14 protein-coding genes are annotated in these 14,060 nt (G+C 45.9%); 2 read left to right on the top strand and 12 right to left on the bottom strand.

What is annotated here, in order from left to right; genetic code table 11:
* Window positions 1-5: 5 nt before the first annotated feature.
* From ACWPAB_RS02070 to murB, 8 genes are all read right to left on the bottom strand, one after another.
* Window positions 6-200, bottom strand: coding sequence for a hypothetical protein (locus tag ACWPAB_RS02070; RefSeq protein WP_003564368.1), 195 nt, complete (start codon window positions 198-200; stop codon window positions 6-8).
* A gap of 340 nt (window positions 201-540) precedes the next feature.
* Window positions 541-1,614 (bottom strand): ABC transporter substrate-binding protein, encoded by a 1,074-nt coding sequence (locus ACWPAB_RS02065; protein ID WP_003569694.1) that lies wholly within the window; start codon window positions 1,612-1,614, stop codon window positions 541-543.
* Window positions 1,598-2,437: an ABC transporter permease gene (locus tag ACWPAB_RS02060; protein ID WP_003569692.1), complete on the bottom strand. Its 840-nt coding sequence runs from the start codon at window positions 2,435-2,437 to the stop codon at window positions 1,598-1,600. The genes ACWPAB_RS02065 and ACWPAB_RS02060 overlap by 17 nt, the downstream gene beginning before the upstream one ends.
* On the bottom strand, window positions 2,427-3,251 hold the full coding sequence (locus ACWPAB_RS02055; RefSeq protein WP_003564360.1) for an ABC transporter permease: 825 nt from the start codon (window positions 3,249-3,251) through the stop codon (window positions 2,427-2,429). Before ACWPAB_RS02055 ends, ACWPAB_RS02060 begins: the two co-directional genes overlap by 11 nt.
* 99 nt (window positions 3,252-3,350) lie before the next feature.
* Window positions 3,351-4,439: an ABC transporter ATP-binding protein gene (locus ACWPAB_RS02050; protein ID WP_003564358.1), complete on the bottom strand. Its 1,089-nt coding sequence runs from the start codon at window positions 4,437-4,439 to the stop codon at window positions 3,351-3,353.
* A 13-nt stretch (window positions 4,440-4,452) separates the two neighbouring features.
* Entirely contained in the window at window positions 4,453-4,992 is a 540-nt protein-coding gene (locus tag ACWPAB_RS02045; RefSeq protein ID WP_003564356.1) for a helix-turn-helix domain-containing protein, read from the bottom strand.
* A 305-nt stretch (window positions 4,993-5,297) separates the two neighbouring features.
* Window positions 5,298-7,406, bottom strand: coding sequence for a cation:proton antiporter (locus tag ACWPAB_RS02040; protein ID WP_003569689.1), 2,109 nt, complete (start codon window positions 7,404-7,406; stop codon window positions 5,298-5,300).
* A 21-nt stretch (window positions 7,407-7,427) separates the two neighbouring features.
* A complete protein-coding gene (gene murB, locus ACWPAB_RS02035) occupies window positions 7,428-8,333 on the bottom strand; it encodes a UDP-N-acetylmuramate dehydrogenase (protein ID WP_003569687.1) in 906 nt (301 codons plus the stop codon).
* Window positions 8,334-8,480: 147 nt separating this feature from the next.
* Between murB and ACWPAB_RS02030 the strand changes: the two genes are divergently transcribed.
* The gene (locus tag ACWPAB_RS02030) at window positions 8,481-9,239 is read left to right on the top strand and encodes an exodeoxyribonuclease III (protein WP_003569685.1); all 759 of its coding nucleotides are present in this window, start codon (window positions 8,481-8,483) and stop codon (window positions 9,237-9,239) included.
* Window positions 9,240-9,250: 11 nt separating this feature from the next.
* Window positions 9,251-9,793, top strand: coding sequence for a 3'-5' exonuclease (locus ACWPAB_RS02025; protein ID WP_003569683.1), 543 nt, complete (start codon window positions 9,251-9,253; stop codon window positions 9,791-9,793).
* A 133-nt stretch (window positions 9,794-9,926) separates the two neighbouring features.
* Here ACWPAB_RS02025 and ACWPAB_RS02020 read toward each other — a convergent pair whose 3' ends face one another.
* The 4 genes from ACWPAB_RS02020 to pta form a co-directional block, all read right to left on the bottom strand.
* The gene (locus tag ACWPAB_RS02020; RefSeq protein WP_003587534.1) at window positions 9,927-11,186 is read right to left on the bottom strand and encodes an ABC transporter permease; all 1,260 of its coding nucleotides are present in this window, start codon (window positions 11,184-11,186) and stop codon (window positions 9,927-9,929) included.
* On the bottom strand, window positions 11,179-12,075 hold the full coding sequence (locus ACWPAB_RS02015) for an ABC transporter ATP-binding protein (RefSeq protein WP_003569679.1): 897 nt from the start codon (window positions 12,073-12,075) through the stop codon (window positions 11,179-11,181). The genes ACWPAB_RS02020 and ACWPAB_RS02015 overlap by 8 nt, the downstream gene beginning before the upstream one ends.
* 449 nt (window positions 12,076-12,524) lie before the next feature.
* On the bottom strand, window positions 12,525-12,986 hold the full coding sequence (tsaE, locus tag ACWPAB_RS02010; RefSeq protein ID WP_003569677.1) for a tRNA (adenosine(37)-N6)-threonylcarbamoyltransferase complex ATPase subunit type 1 TsaE: 462 nt from the start codon (window positions 12,984-12,986) through the stop codon (window positions 12,525-12,527).
* Window positions 12,983-13,960, bottom strand: a complete 978-nt coding sequence (gene pta / locus ACWPAB_RS02005) for a phosphate acetyltransferase (RefSeq protein ID WP_003587532.1) — start codon at window positions 13,958-13,960, stop codon at window positions 12,983-12,985. The genes tsaE and pta overlap by 4 nt, the downstream gene beginning before the upstream one ends.
* Window positions 13,961-14,060: the final 100 nt, after the last annotated feature.

Below are 14,060 nucleotides of genomic sequence, written 5' to 3'. Positions count from 1 at the left end.
CCGCCTCAGCGCTTTTTCCTAACCAACGTCACCGTTTCGCCAATGGCGCAGGCCGTTAATGACAGCATAATAATGAAGAATGGACGATTGACATCGAGTACCGTAGCGGCTGCCATCAAACTAAAAGATGCCAACCAAAGACTAAGGCAACAAACAACGTCTACCCAGCGCTCTTCATTTTTGTAAGTTCTCTTTCCCAAGCTGCCCACCTCTTAGTGATCGTATCTGAAACAAGTAACCAAGACGACTGCAAAACCGTTTATCCCTTTGTCAGTTAATGACGCTGGGGCACAATCAGATGTTTTTCATTGCAATAAGCGTACCAGATTTTGCTAGTGTGATGTGCATTTTAGAAAACGTTCTCATCTTTAAAGCCATTTTCCCTCATCGCTCTTTGTTATCAAGGCTTATTTTTTGCGAGATCATCAGTTAAATCCTTGTCATTTAAGACTACCGAAGCAATCGAAAAAGTGACCCCAAAAAAAGCCCGCAAATTAGCATTTTCAGCTAATCATAGCGGACTGTAAGCGATGAGCCTTCTCATCGGCGATACATTTTGAATTCCAAGAAAAGATCATTATAAAGCCCAACCTTAGCTGGTGGCAGATCAGAATAAATCTCCAAATGTTTCATTGTTTCATCATCTGGATAAAATTGGCGATCATTTTGCACACTCTTTGGTAGAAGCTTCTTGGCGGCTGCATTTGGTGTTGCATAACCGACATATTCGGCATTTTGGGCCGCGTTTTTGGGTTCCATCATGAAGTTTAGAAAGGCATAGATGGCCTTAAAATGCTTAGCCGTCTTAGGGATGACCAAGTTGTCAAACCAGAGATTGCTGCCTTCGCGCGGGACAACATAGTGCAGATGTTTATTGTTGGCCAACATCTCACTGGCTTCACCTGACCAGTCAACGGCAATCTTAGCCTCGTTCTCGGCCATGTACATTTTGATTTCATCAGCAACAACAGCTTTCACATTAGGCGACAGCTGATCAAGTTTTGCCTTGGCGAGCGCTAAAGTTTGCGGGTTGGTTTCATTAACCGACTTGCCCATCGAAATGAGCGCTGGTGCAAACACGTCGCGGGCCGAATCAATCAACATGATTGAATCTTTGAATTTCGGGTTCCATAGTTGATCCCAGTGTTGAACTTCACTGGCTTTGACAAACTTATCGTTGTAAATAATCCCCAGCGTTCCCCAGAAATACGGAATGCTGTATTTATTGTTGCGATCAAAATCTTTATCGATTAAACGCGGGTCCATGTTTTGCATCCCGCGTAATTTACTTTTATCGAGCGGTAGCAACAGATTGGCCTTTTTCATTTTTTCGATCATGTAGTCAGATGGTACTGTCAAATCGTAGCTTGTACCACCTTGTTGAATCTTGGTGAACATGGCTTCATTTGAATCAAAGGTTTCTTGATTAACATGATAGCCAGTTTGTTTTTCAAACTTGCTGATCAGCGCCGGATCGATGTAATCGCCCCAGTTGAAAAGGTTTAACGTGTTTTCACCCGTGTCACCTTGCGATTTTTGTAACCCTTCACTCCAAACTGCTAATCCGAGACAAACAGCTAAGATGGCAATCGCAATACTAATGAGTCGTTTCATTGATCAACGCCTCGCTTTCTCGCTTGTGTTTTTGTTTGGCTCGCCGATTTTGACCTGCTTGTTGAATGAAGTAGTAACCGACTACCAGCAGTAAAGCAAAGATAAACATAACGCCTGACAACGCATTGATCTCCAAACTGATGCCTTGTCGTGCGCGAGCGTATATTTCGACTGCCAGTGTTTCAAAACCATTACCAGTGACAAAGAAGGTCACGGCAAAATCATCTAGTGAATACGTAAAGGCCATGAAAAAGCCGGAGAAAATACCAGGCGTAATATAAGGCACGATCACGCGCGTTAAAACTTGATAGTTGGACGCGCCTAAATCACGAGCAGCATCTAATAAAGAATGGCTCATTTCCTGAAGCCGCGGTAAGATCATCAACACGACAATCGGGATAGAAAAGGCAATATGGCTCATCAAGACGGACCAGAAACCCAATGGCACTTTCAACGCGGTATAGAAGATCAGAAAACTAGCACCGATAATGACATCTGGACTCACCATGAGAATGTTGTTGAGGGATAAGACCGTGTTTTTAACAACAGATCGACTAGTACGATCAATTGCTAATGCCCCTAACGCACCGATAATCGTAGCGATCAAACTTGATAATAGCGCGACTAGCAACGTATCCAGAACAATTTGAATCATCCGGGTGTCGGCAAACAGCTCAGCATAATGTTTCCATGTGAAGCCGCTGTAATTGCTCATGCGATCTCCCGTTGAAAACGAGTAGATAACCAAATAAAAAATCGGCACATACAAACAGATGAAGACGAAGATCAGATAAAGGTTGGACCATTTGAATTTACGCTTCATGACGCCGCGCCCCCTTCTTCTTACGTTCGCCGGTCAGGAACATGATGATGAACATGGCGACGATCAGGACAACCCCGATCGTCGAACCCATGCCCCAGTTCATCGTTGTCAGAAAATGCTCTTCAATGGCTGTCCCCAAAGTAATGACCCGGTTCCCGCCGATCAGACGCGTCAACATGAATAAACTTAAACTGGGAATGAAAACAGCTTGAACCCCGGATTTCACGCCGGAAATTGTCAACGGCCAGATCACCTTGGTGAAAGTCTGCCAGCTTTTGGCCCCTAAATCTTGGGCAGCATTGACAAGGTTTTCCGGTAATTCTTCGATTGCATTGAAAATCGGCAAGATCATGAACGGGATTTCAATATAAGCAGCAACAAAAATGAAACTAAAATCCGTGAACAGGAATTGCTGGGGCGCGATGCCAAACATTCCCAAGAAACTATTAACCCCGCCATCCTGACTGAAGATCCCGATGAAGGCGTATGCTTTCAGCAGCAAGTTAATCCAAGTCGGTAGAATAATCAGCAACAACCATAACTGTTTATGCTTGGCATAATGCAGCAAATATGCTGTCGGATAGCTGATTAATAAGGTTGCTAACGTGATCAGGAACGCATACCAGACGGAATTGATCGTCATCATAATATAAGTGCCTGATTGAAAATAGGTCTGATAATTAGCAAGGGTAAAGTGACCGCTGATGTTAAAGAAACTTTGATAAACGATTAAAACCATCGGTGCGATCACAAATAATGCCAGCCACATCACATAAGGTGTGTAGAATGCGGCGTTTGTGGTGGATTTTTTCACGATGACCCTCCTCAGTTCGAAAATCGATCAGCGCCGACCAGTGTCTATCTAATCGTCAAAACGCTTCGATGACACTGCCCCAACTGATCCTTACTGACGTTATTCCCCTTCGTAGGTTTCCAGCCGAGCGTCGAAATCTTCTTCAGATTCGTTAAGCCGCATGACATGGATGTCCTCAGGATCAAACGTCAAGCCAACCGTTTCGCCGTCTTTGGCGGGATTGGTTGAGTGAATCAACCATTCATTCTTGAGATCGTCGTAACCCACAATTTCGTAGTAGTCACCGCGGAACAGTTGGGTGTCTACTTCAACATTGACCTTGCCTGAATTTGCTGGGGTAATGTCCAAATCTTCTGGGCGCAAAACAACTTCAACCGGTTCATTTGGACGCATTCCGGCATCGGCACATTCAAACCGTTTGCCATTGAACTCAACTAAAAAGTCCTTAATCATGTGCCCTTGAATGATGTTACTTTCACCAATGAAATCCGCCACAAAATGATTGACCGGCTCATCATAAATATCAACTGGCGTACCACTTTGTTGCACTTCACCATCATTCATGACAAAAATTTCGTCCGACAAAGCCAACGCTTCTTCTTGGTCGTGTGTCACAAATAGGAAAGTGATCCCCAACCGTTCCTGCAATTCGCGCAATTCATATTGCATATCCTTACGCAATTTGGCGTCAAGTGCTGATAACGGTTCATCTAGCAGCAATACTTGCGGCTCGAGTACAATCGCTCGAGCAATGGCAACTCGCTGTTGTTGACCACCGGATAATTCGGAAATTTCCCGATCAGCATAACCTTGTAATCGAACCATTTTTAAGGCATCTTCGACCTTTGTCTGAATGTCCTGCTTGCTCATCCGATGCAACCGCAACCCGAATGCAACATTGTCAAAAACGTTTAGGTGCGGGAATAGGGCATAGTCTTGGAAAACCGTATTAACCTTGCGCTGGTTGGCAGGCACATCATTGATCCGTTTGCCATCAAACAGCACTTCACCTTCTGAGACATCCAAAAACCCCGCAATTGCACGCAAAATCGTTGTTTTACCCGATCCGGATGGTCCCAACAACGTGTAAAACTTGCCTTGTTCGATCTCAATGTTGATATCCTTCAGCACCTGCGTGTCGCCGTACCGCTTACCAACATGCTTCAGTTCAACGATAATGTTGCTCAATGACCCCAACTCCTTATAAATAAGATGCCGTCGCGACTAGCAAACACTTACTACGACCCGTCGCGGCGTTGACCAATTGATGTTGCTTGGTTGCGTGAAAGTAAATTGTCTCGCCTTTCTTTGCAACATAGGTTTGTTCACCCAGCAGTAATTTGACACGACCACTAACAACGTAAACAAATGTTTCTGCCGGTGAAGGCTCGAACGTTTTAAAAATGCCGTGCGCGGCAAAATCGATCATGACCGGTTCCATTTCATTTTCATTGCTTTCAGGCACCAGCCATTTCAAGCGGTACCCTTTTTCTTCATCCAAATATGTGACTTGATCATCCTCGTGATAAACCAAGGAATCTTTTGGTTCCTCACGAAAAAAATCAGCCGGAGATTCACCTAAAACACTCAAAATATCAAAAAAAGTCTCAAGTGACGGTGAACTCTGGTCATGCTCCACCTGCGAAATATAGCCTTTTGTTAGATCCGTTCGCTCGCCTAACTCTTCTTGGGTCAAGTTTTTCCGGATTCGCAAGTCTCGAATTCGACTGCCAATCTCCATAAGACACCGCCTTTGTGGGTTTCGTTAAACTAAACTTTAAGTTTACTAACTCTGCCTATTATACGAGTGCCAACCAACAACGCAAGTATTTGATTTGTAATTCGTCAAAAAAGTTTCGCCGAATCCTCACAAAGCGCCGACAAATACGTATGTCATGGACATCAAAAAAACGGTACCGGCCCAGTCTCAATCGAGACAAGGACGATACCGTTGTCAATTAACGTCTGTTTTAAAAAGCAAAAACCAACTGATTTGACCCAACCAAACGCTCTTTTGGAACAGGCATGACTTGTCCGCAGCGGCCCTTAAACCTCTTCAAGTGACGTTAAGGTAGCCGCATTTTCAGTGAAATTAACATTTTGATTCAGTTTTTGCGCCATCGTCATCGTGATATACCCTTTTTCTGTCAGATCGTGGATAGCGGCCCGTTCAGCTGCAAACGCAATAGCTCGCAAGCGCCCGAGTTCCTGCTCATATTGAGTTGATTTGTGCGTGTTCAAAGCCTTCACCGAAGCAATTCGATTTCGATACTGGACAATCAAAGCATAAATAACTTGGCGGTTATAATTGTGGGCTTTGTTCTCCTTTTGTCGTAAAAACTGCGATAAATATTTAAGTCCGCCTTTTGCGGTTTCTTTTTCAATAAATAAGCGCTCGTTGAAGAATCGGTGCGAACGATTTTGCTCGCTGGCCACGGTGTACCACCAATGCGATAAGCGTAAGGCGGAACGTTCGAACAACATGCGGAAAGTTGGTCGGCCGGAGCGTTTGGCCATTGAGTCCAGATCATTCAGGCGGTGTTGCAATTGTTTGCGGGCTTTAGCGTAACTTTTGGACATAATTTTGTTGTCGCGCCATAGATCGTCTAAAGCATATAGCTCGCCTTGAACCCCGACTTTTCGCAGATCCAGTTCATCCTGAATGAGCGGTGGAATGGCAGCACCGGTATCTTCAGCGAGTTCTAACCGGCGAATCAGGTACTGATATTCCGCAATCAAGTCCAAAGCGGCTTTTTGATTCGTCTCACGGCGCTCCGACTCAACTCGGCGAACCGCCATTTGAAAGACAAAGGTTTGTGCCTGACTCATCGAAATGATACGAATATCGTTGCTGTCATCATCATCTTGATCGCCACTGTCGTCAGTTACAATCGTGGATCCACGCGTTTGCAGTGGTGCCACTGAACGGGTAACTAACGGCAAAGCGATAATGGCGACGATTAAACTTAGCACCACCACACCAGCCGCGATGAACAACATTAAACTACGCTCCGGAAATGCATCACCGTTGCTCAAAGCTGCTGGGACGGCAAGCACCCCGACTAATGTAATCGCGCCGCGCACGCCAGAAATACCGCTCAAAAGAGCTGCTCGCCATGAAGCTTTGCCTTCTTTGGACCGTTTTACCAGCAGCATGTAACCGTAAATCCATAGCGTTCGAACAATTAAAATGCCTAGGTAAACGACAACCACAAAGCCGAGCGCCTGAAACGTGCTGACCTCATGATCAGCAATCGTGTCGGTCATCGCAACCGGCAATTCAATGCCGAGAATGAGAAAAATAATCCCGTTAAGTGTATAGACAATAATGTCCCAAGTACGTTCAGAAACAATTCTAAGTTCTGGCAAGGCAGCAATGTAACGGTTGTAGCGAGTATTACTAAGCAACCCCGCCACAACGACTGCAATGACACCCGACGCATGCATGAACTCGTCCACCACGAGATAGATGAAGAAAGGTGTTAGCACCTGCAAGATAGTATGCAAAATGACATCGTTAATCCCTTGCTGCAGCAGCCATTTGCGACTTAGGTTGATTAAACTGATTAACACCAGTCCAGCCAAGGCACCGACAATTGCCACATAAAAGAAATCCCGAACGGCGTTGCCAAGGACAAATGTACCTGTCATGGTCGCCGCAATGCCATATTTAAAACCGATCAGCCCGCTGGCATCGTTGATCAAGCTCTCGCCGCTCACCAGATGCAGCACACCTTTTGGTAGATGAACTCGCTTAGCTAGACTCTGCACCGCGATCGGATCAGTCGGGCTGAGAATCGCTGCCAAGGCAAAACTTGCGGGCAACGGCATCGGCGGAATCAAAAAGTGAATCAGATACCCACCGACCAGCATCGTGACAAATACCAGAAAAATCGCGTTTCCGATAATCGGACCACGCAGTTCCCATAACTCGCGCCGCGGAAAATTACGCCCGTCATAAAATAGCAGCGGAGCAATGAACAACAGCATGAACCAGTCTGTCGCTAAATTGATCTCCAAATGAAAAAACAAAGCCGCGCCTAATCCCAGCGCGACTTGAATCAAGGAGACCGGGACAGCCACAATGTAGTGACTGAGCACGTTTGAGACGATGACAAGTGCCATCAAGAACAAAACGGCTTCGACTAAATGCATTGTGTCGCCCCTTCCTAAGGTCTATTTTGGTTGACCAGGTTCACCGATAATTCGAACCTCGGTTTCCAGATCAACATCAAATTTAGCTTTCACTGTTTTTTGTATAAGATGAATCATGTCTAGGTAATCCGTTGCGGTTGCATCGCCGAGGTTGATGATGAAGCCAGCATGTTTCTTTGACACCTGTGCCCCACCGATAATATGACCTTGCAGACCAGCTTTTTGGATCATTGGGCCAACAAAATGCCCCTTTGGCCGTTTAAAGACCGACCCGCAAGAAGGATATTCAAGTGGTTGTTTAGCCGCCCGACGCGCATTCAACTCATCCATTTTTGCTCGAATGACTGGTTTGTCACCCGCTTTGAGCGTAAAGGTAGCGCTTAAGACGACATCACCTGTATCCTGAACAACACTGTGCCGATAACGGAATTTCAGTTCACGGTGATCATACGTCTTTAATTCGCCTTCTCGCGTCAAAACGTCAACACTGCTGATGACGTTGCAGACTTCACCATCGTAAGCGCCTGCGTTCATGAAAACAGCGCCGCCAACACTGCCAGGAATGCCAGCAGCAAACTCAAGACCAGTTAAACCTGCTCGGTAAGCTGCTTCAGTTGTATCAATCAACCGCGCCCCCGCCTCAGCTGTCACTTGATTGCCACTGGCCGTGATGGTTTTCATTTCGGTTAAAATCAACACCAGTCCGCGAATGCCACCATCCCGGACAATTAGATTGCTGGCATTTCCAATCACCGTCAAAGGCAAGCCCCGGTCACGAGCGGCATCAACTAATGCCCGCACTTCGGCCACATTTTTGGGAAACGCCAATAAATCAGCCGGTCCCCCGGTTTTCGTAAACGTATAATGACTCAAAGGTTCATCATGCATCATGGTAATTCCTTCAAGCGTACGCGGCGCATCCACCACAACATCAGGTCCTTTCACAAATACTACTAAGCTATTTTAGCAGATAATTGCTGTTATGAACACGGGGAGGCTGTGAAGGTATATCGCAATCATCTGTCAAATCTAGTAGAATGGAACCGCAATGCATCGTTAGGAGTGAATCATTTGATGAAATTAATTTCTTGGAACGTGAATGGCTTACGAGCTGTTTTAAAAAAAGACTTTATGACTATTTTTAATGAATTAGACGCCGACTGGTTCTGTTTGCAGGAAACCAAAATGCAGGCAGGCCAAGTTGAACTCGATCTGCCTGGCTATCATCAATACTTTAACTACGCCGAACGCAAAGGCTATTCTGGTACGGCCATTTTCACCAAACATGAACCGCTCAATGTCACGTATGGGATGGGCGTTCCTGAACATGATACTGAAGGCCGGATCATTACCTTAGAGTATCCAAACTTCTATTTGATGACGGTTTATACGCCGAACTCTGGTGGTGAACTGAAGCGTCTGGATTACCGCCAGCAATGGGACAAAGATTTTCTTGCCTACACGAACCAACTCGCGGCCAAAAAGCCGCTCGTTTACTGCGGCGATTTAAATGTCGCGCACCAAGAAATCGACCTTAAAAATGACAAGACCAATCACCACAACGCCGGCTTTACCGATGAAGAACGGGCTGACTTTACAAAACAGTTAGATAGCGGCTTTATCGATACATTCCGGAACTTGTATCCAGATACCGTCACTTACTCATGGTGGAGTTATCGATTCCATGCCCGCGCTAATAACGCTGGTTGGCGTATCGACTACTTTGTCAGCAGCCGTGACTTCAAACCATATATTCAGGATGCAAAAATTCTGACCGACATTATGGGCAGTGACCACTGTCCAGTTGAACTTGTCACAAAAGACTTGATTTAGGAGAAAATACGATGGACTTTATCGCCATGGATTTCGAAACCGCCAATCGCAAGCGAGCCTCAGCGTGTTCATTGGCGCTCGTGGTCGTCCAGCAAAATAAGGTGGTTGACAGTTTTTACACCCTTATTAATCCGCAGATGCAGTTTGATGCCCAAAACATTCACATTCATGGCATCACCCCTGAAATGGTTCAAGATCAGCCAACATTTGATCAAGTTTGGCCGCATATTCAAATGTTCTATACGCCAGGTCGGATCGTGACCGCTCACAATGCACCGTTTGATGTTTCGGTTATGCGACTGACACTGGATCGTTACGGCATTGCGGCGCCGCGCTATCAAGTGATTGACACGGTTAAAACCTCGCGACACTTTTTGCCGAAGTTGCCGAATCATCGGTTAGATACTGTCAGTGCCGCCTTACACATTCCGCTTGAGCATCACCACAATGCCTTAGCGGATAGTTATGCCTGTGCACGGATTTTGATCGCCGAAAATGAGCACTTTGGCGAAGCGCGGATTAAAAGCATGATGAAGCTTTCAAAAGCGGGTTGATTCAGGTACGACTGGCAACCGCTCAACGTTTGACCCGACTGCGCGCTCATTAACTGCTGAATACATTGCCATGCAAAAAGGCGACTTCGCTGAGGAATCGCCTTTTTATTTTGCCTATTTTGCCTAATTATATTTATTTTTTAGCCACACCGCGTTCCGCCTTCCAAATGCTAAAGGAGGTCTTCATTGATTGCCACAAGCCCGAACCGGAATAGACCAAGACGTTATTCCGATAAACCGCGACCGTAAAGAAAGTAAACAAGGCGAGAAAGACGACACTAATACCGACACTGACCCATGCCTGACCCATACTTGCTCGGCCTAGCGACATCTGCGTTGGCATAACAAAAACATTCAAGAAAGGCACGTAGCTTGTTACTTGTGCCAGCGTCGAATCATTGGCTTGGGCGGCGATTGTAATGAAGTAGCCGATCATCCCCAGCATGGTAATTGGCATAACAGCTTGCTGGACTTGTTCCTGATTAGAAACAAGCGAGCCGGTTAATGCAGCCAAGACCGAATAAGTGAGTGTGCCGATGATAAAGAAAAGCGCAATCATGGCGGTTGTCCCAGAAGCTAGTATCGACAGATCCACTTGCTTTAACAAGCCGGCAACCATTGTTTGATTTTTCAAAAATTGCCAGCCGATAACACCGGCAATCACGTAAACAACCAGTTGTGTCAGCAACAAGGCGAAAATACCCGCCAACTTGCCAAAGAATTGCGTCGTGGCACTGACAGAGGACAAAAGGATCTCCATGATTCGCGAGCCTTTTTCAGTTGCAATTTCCTGTGCCAGAATAGAACCATACACCATGGTGACCATCAGAATCAAAACCATTGAAACGAGCGCAAGGCCATGATTCATAAGTTGTGCCGTATTGGATTTGGCTACCTGCTTGCCATCCTCAATGGCAACCGTCTTCGATGTCACTGTCGGCGGTGCCGTTAAAGCCTTAACCTGAGCTGGTGTCAGCTTCATGGCTGCGGCCGTGCTGCTTAATTTCAATCCGCTCAGCGCTGCCACAAGCGTTGAAGTCTCAACTGTCTGACCGTTATCGCGAGCAACATAATGCGACTTGAAGTCATCTTTGGCATTCACCGTTAAAATGCCATCAAGATCTTCTTTGTTCAGTGCATCATTGGCTTTTTTAGCAGAAGTATACGGCTTAAAGCGTAAATCACTGGTACTTTGTTTACTCAATGCTTGGCGCACAACGCTAACGTCACTGACAACTGCGACTTGAGCAGGTGCTTGCGTTTTGGAAATATAAAAAACGATCCCAAAAGCAATCGCAAGGAAAAATAGCGGTGACAATACTAGAAAAATCCATGAACCACTTCTGGCATTTTTCTTATAGACCTGACTCATAACCACCCAAAACTTATGCATCAGCTTCACCTGCTTTCAAACGGAAGATTTCATCAAGTGTCGGTGGTTGTTGACGGAACTCTGGTATGTAGCCATTTTCCGTTGCTTTAGCAAAAATCTGGTGACCAACTGCCGGATCGGCTAAGGTCAACTCAAATTCTTGACCATGCTGCTTGATTTTCGTTACCCCGTCAAATTCACGCAAGTCATCGGCAGTCAACCCTGACTCAATGAATAGTTTGGTCCGACCAAAACTTTCGCGAATCTCACCAACCGCTCCGTTTAAGACCATCCGTCCCTGTTTCAGCATCACCAGATGATCGGAAACAGCCTCAACGTTAGCCATATCATGGCTGGAATAGATAATCGCAGCGCCATTATCTTTCAGCATCTGAATGCCAGCCATCAACAGGCTTGAGTTAACCGGATCAAGTCCCGAAAAAGGCTCATCTAGAATAACCAGCTTTGGCATATGAATCATTGTGGCAATGACCTGAACTTTTTGCTGATTCCCCTTACTTAAGTCTTTGATTTTATCGGTAGGCTTGCCTTTAACCTGAAATCGGTCCATCCATTCTGGAATCTTGGCTTTAATTTCTGACGTGCGCATACCACGCAAGCGCGCAAAATAAATAATTTGATCTTGAACCCGCATCTTTGGATATAAACCGCGCTCTTCTGGTAAATATCCAATGGTGTCATAATCTTTAGCTGTTAACGGATGACCATTCCAAGTGATGGCACCAGAGTCTGGTGTCAAAAAATTCAAAATCATCCGAAATGTTGTCGTCTTCCCCGCCCCGTTTTGGCCGATCAACCCCATGATTTCACCTGGTTTAACGGTGAAGCTCTCCTGATCAACCGCCGTCATCGTGCCGAAGGTCTTCACAAGATCCTTGACTTCTAGCATGGCCACTACTCCTTTACTTAAAACGCGCTCACAGATGCTCAAGCCTCGATGGTAAGAGCCTCAGAAGCAATGACAAACAACTGGTCATCACGCCTAAGACCAATATCTCAGCTTGCCAACGTGCCTGTTCACGTTATGAATTAGCTCACTTTCTCACGTTGTCAATAGTCTACCATGCATACTTTGGTTATCAAAGTATAACGTGTTATCAAAAGTAGATTTATTGTCCTAGTGAAAGCAGCCAGACCAAATTCTGTGACCCTCATGCACGCCATTGTCTTCGAAAAGTGTGGATAACTGCCCAGATTGTGACTTCGCCAACGAAAAGCCCAACAAACAAAGCGGCCAACTGTTCGCCAAATTTCATAACGCACCGCCTTTTCTTTGTTCTGCTCCACTTTACCAAACCAAATCAAAAAAGCACGCAAATGTTCTTTGCGTGCTTGCTATCATAGGCTTTCGAGTAAATTCTCATAGTGTTGGCCAAACGGCACAAATTCGAGATGCCGCGTTGTATCTTCATTGTCATCTTTTTGAAAATGAATCATCAGATAGGTCTCTGGTTCACTTAATCCCAAAAAATCCGGCCACTCCACGACAGACACCCCATCACCTTCGAAGTACTCTTCAAGACCGAGATCCTCAGCCCCACCGTCTTCTAAGCGATACAGATCCATATGATACAGCGGTAATCGGCCATGACGATACTCGCGAACAATTGTAAATGTTGGACTTTTGACGTAATCGGTGATGCCTAAGCCTTTTGCCAAGCCCTTGGTGAAACTAGTTTTACCAGCACCCAAGTCACCATCCAGCAGCAAAACGTCTCCCGCTTGCAACTGCGGTCCCAGTGAAGCCGCAAAGGATTGCAGTGCTGCCTCACTAGTGAAGTCTTTTTTCAAACTTGTCATAGCAAGGTCTGGGCCGCTGTAATAATGGCCAACTTATAGACATCCTCTTCATTTGCCCCACGACTCAAATCAGAAACTGGCTGATTCAAACCTTGCAAAATTGGGCCAATGGCTTCAAACCCGCCGAATCGTTGCGCAATCTTATAACCAATATTACCGGATTGTAATTCAGGGAAAATGAAAACATTCGCTTCCCCAGCCACTTTGGAATCAGGGGCTTTTTGCTTGGCAACGCTTGGGACAAAAGCAGCATCAAATTGTAACTCACCATCTAAGGCCAAATCAGGTGCCAGCTCATGAGCTTTCTTAGTGGCTTCAACTACCTTATCTACTTGCGGTCCCTTGGCACTGCCTTTGGTTGAGAATGACAGCAAGGCGACGCGCGGTGGTTCGATATCAAACAAGGCAGCGGTTTTAGCTGACTCAACCGCAATTTCAGCCAGCTGATCAGCATCTGGATCAATGTTGATGGCGTTATCCGCGAATAAGTAGCGTTCGTCACGGCCACGCTGCATAATGAACGCACCACTGACCAAATGCACGCCAGGACGCGTCTTGATAATTTGCAAAGCAGGCCGGACTGTGTCAGCCGTTGAATGAACTGCGCCTGAAACCATACCGTCTGCTTCCTTCATGTAAACCAGCATCGTACCAAAATAATTGGCATCCTGAACAATTTTTTCGGCCTGTTCTGGGGTTGCCTTGCCTTTGCGACGCTCAACAAAGGACGCAACCATTTTCGCGTGAATGTCATCGTTGGCTGGATCGCGAACTGTCAACTTGCTGAGATCCCAGCTTTTAGCAGCTGCCAATGTCTGAATCTTATCAGGGTTACCTAGCACGATGGCCTGTATCAACCCGTCAGCTGCGAGCCGAACTGCTGCGCCCAAAACGCGCGGATCTTCGCCCTCCGGAAATACAATCCGTAAATTTTTGCCATTAATCTTGTCTTTTAAACTTTCAAATAGGTCCAAATCTTATCCCTCCATAAAAGCGCTTTATTCTTGTTCATCATACCGTTTTTATCGGGTCGTGACTAGTCGAAGACAATGGAAAAACAGTGTGTCTGAGCCA

This window comes from Lacticaseibacillus sp. 30 (genome assembly GCF_053819265.1).
This window is presented reverse-complemented; position numbering and strand designations above follow the sequence as displayed.

Bases quoted from the DNA above. Each gene is read 5' to 3' on its own strand.
- ACWPAB_RS02065 (WP_003569694.1), bottom strand. From the start codon at position 1,614: ATGAAACGACTCATTAGTATTGCGATTGCCATCTTAGCTGTTTGTCTC.
- ACWPAB_RS02060 (WP_003569692.1), bottom strand. From the start codon at position 2,437: ATGAAGCGTAAATTCAAATGGTCCAACCTTTATCTGATCTTCGTCTTC.
- ACWPAB_RS02045 (WP_003564356.1), bottom strand. From the start codon at position 4,992: ATGGAGATTGGCAGTCGAATTCGAGACTTGCGAATCCGGAAAAACTTG.
- ACWPAB_RS02040 (WP_003569689.1), bottom strand. From the start codon at position 7,406: ATGCATTTAGTCGAAGCCGTTTTGTTCTTGATGGCACTTGTCATCGTC.
- ACWPAB_RS02030 (WP_003569685.1), top strand. From the start codon at position 8,481: ATGAAATTAATTTCTTGGAACGTGAATGGCTTACGAGCTGTTTTAAAA.
- ACWPAB_RS02025 (WP_003569683.1), top strand. From the start codon at position 9,251: ATGGACTTTATCGCCATGGATTTCGAAACCGCCAATCGCAAGCGAGCC.
- ACWPAB_RS02020 (WP_003587534.1), bottom strand. From the start codon at position 11,186: ATGCATAAGTTTTGGGTGGTTATGAGTCAGGTCTATAAGAAAAATGCC.
- ACWPAB_RS02015 (WP_003569679.1), bottom strand. From the start codon at position 12,075: ATGCTAGAAGTCAAGGATCTTGTGAAGACCTTCGGCACGATGACGGCG.
- tsaE (WP_003569677.1), bottom strand. From the start codon at position 12,986: ATGACAAGTTTGAAAAAAGACTTCACTAGTGAGGCAGCACTGCAATCC.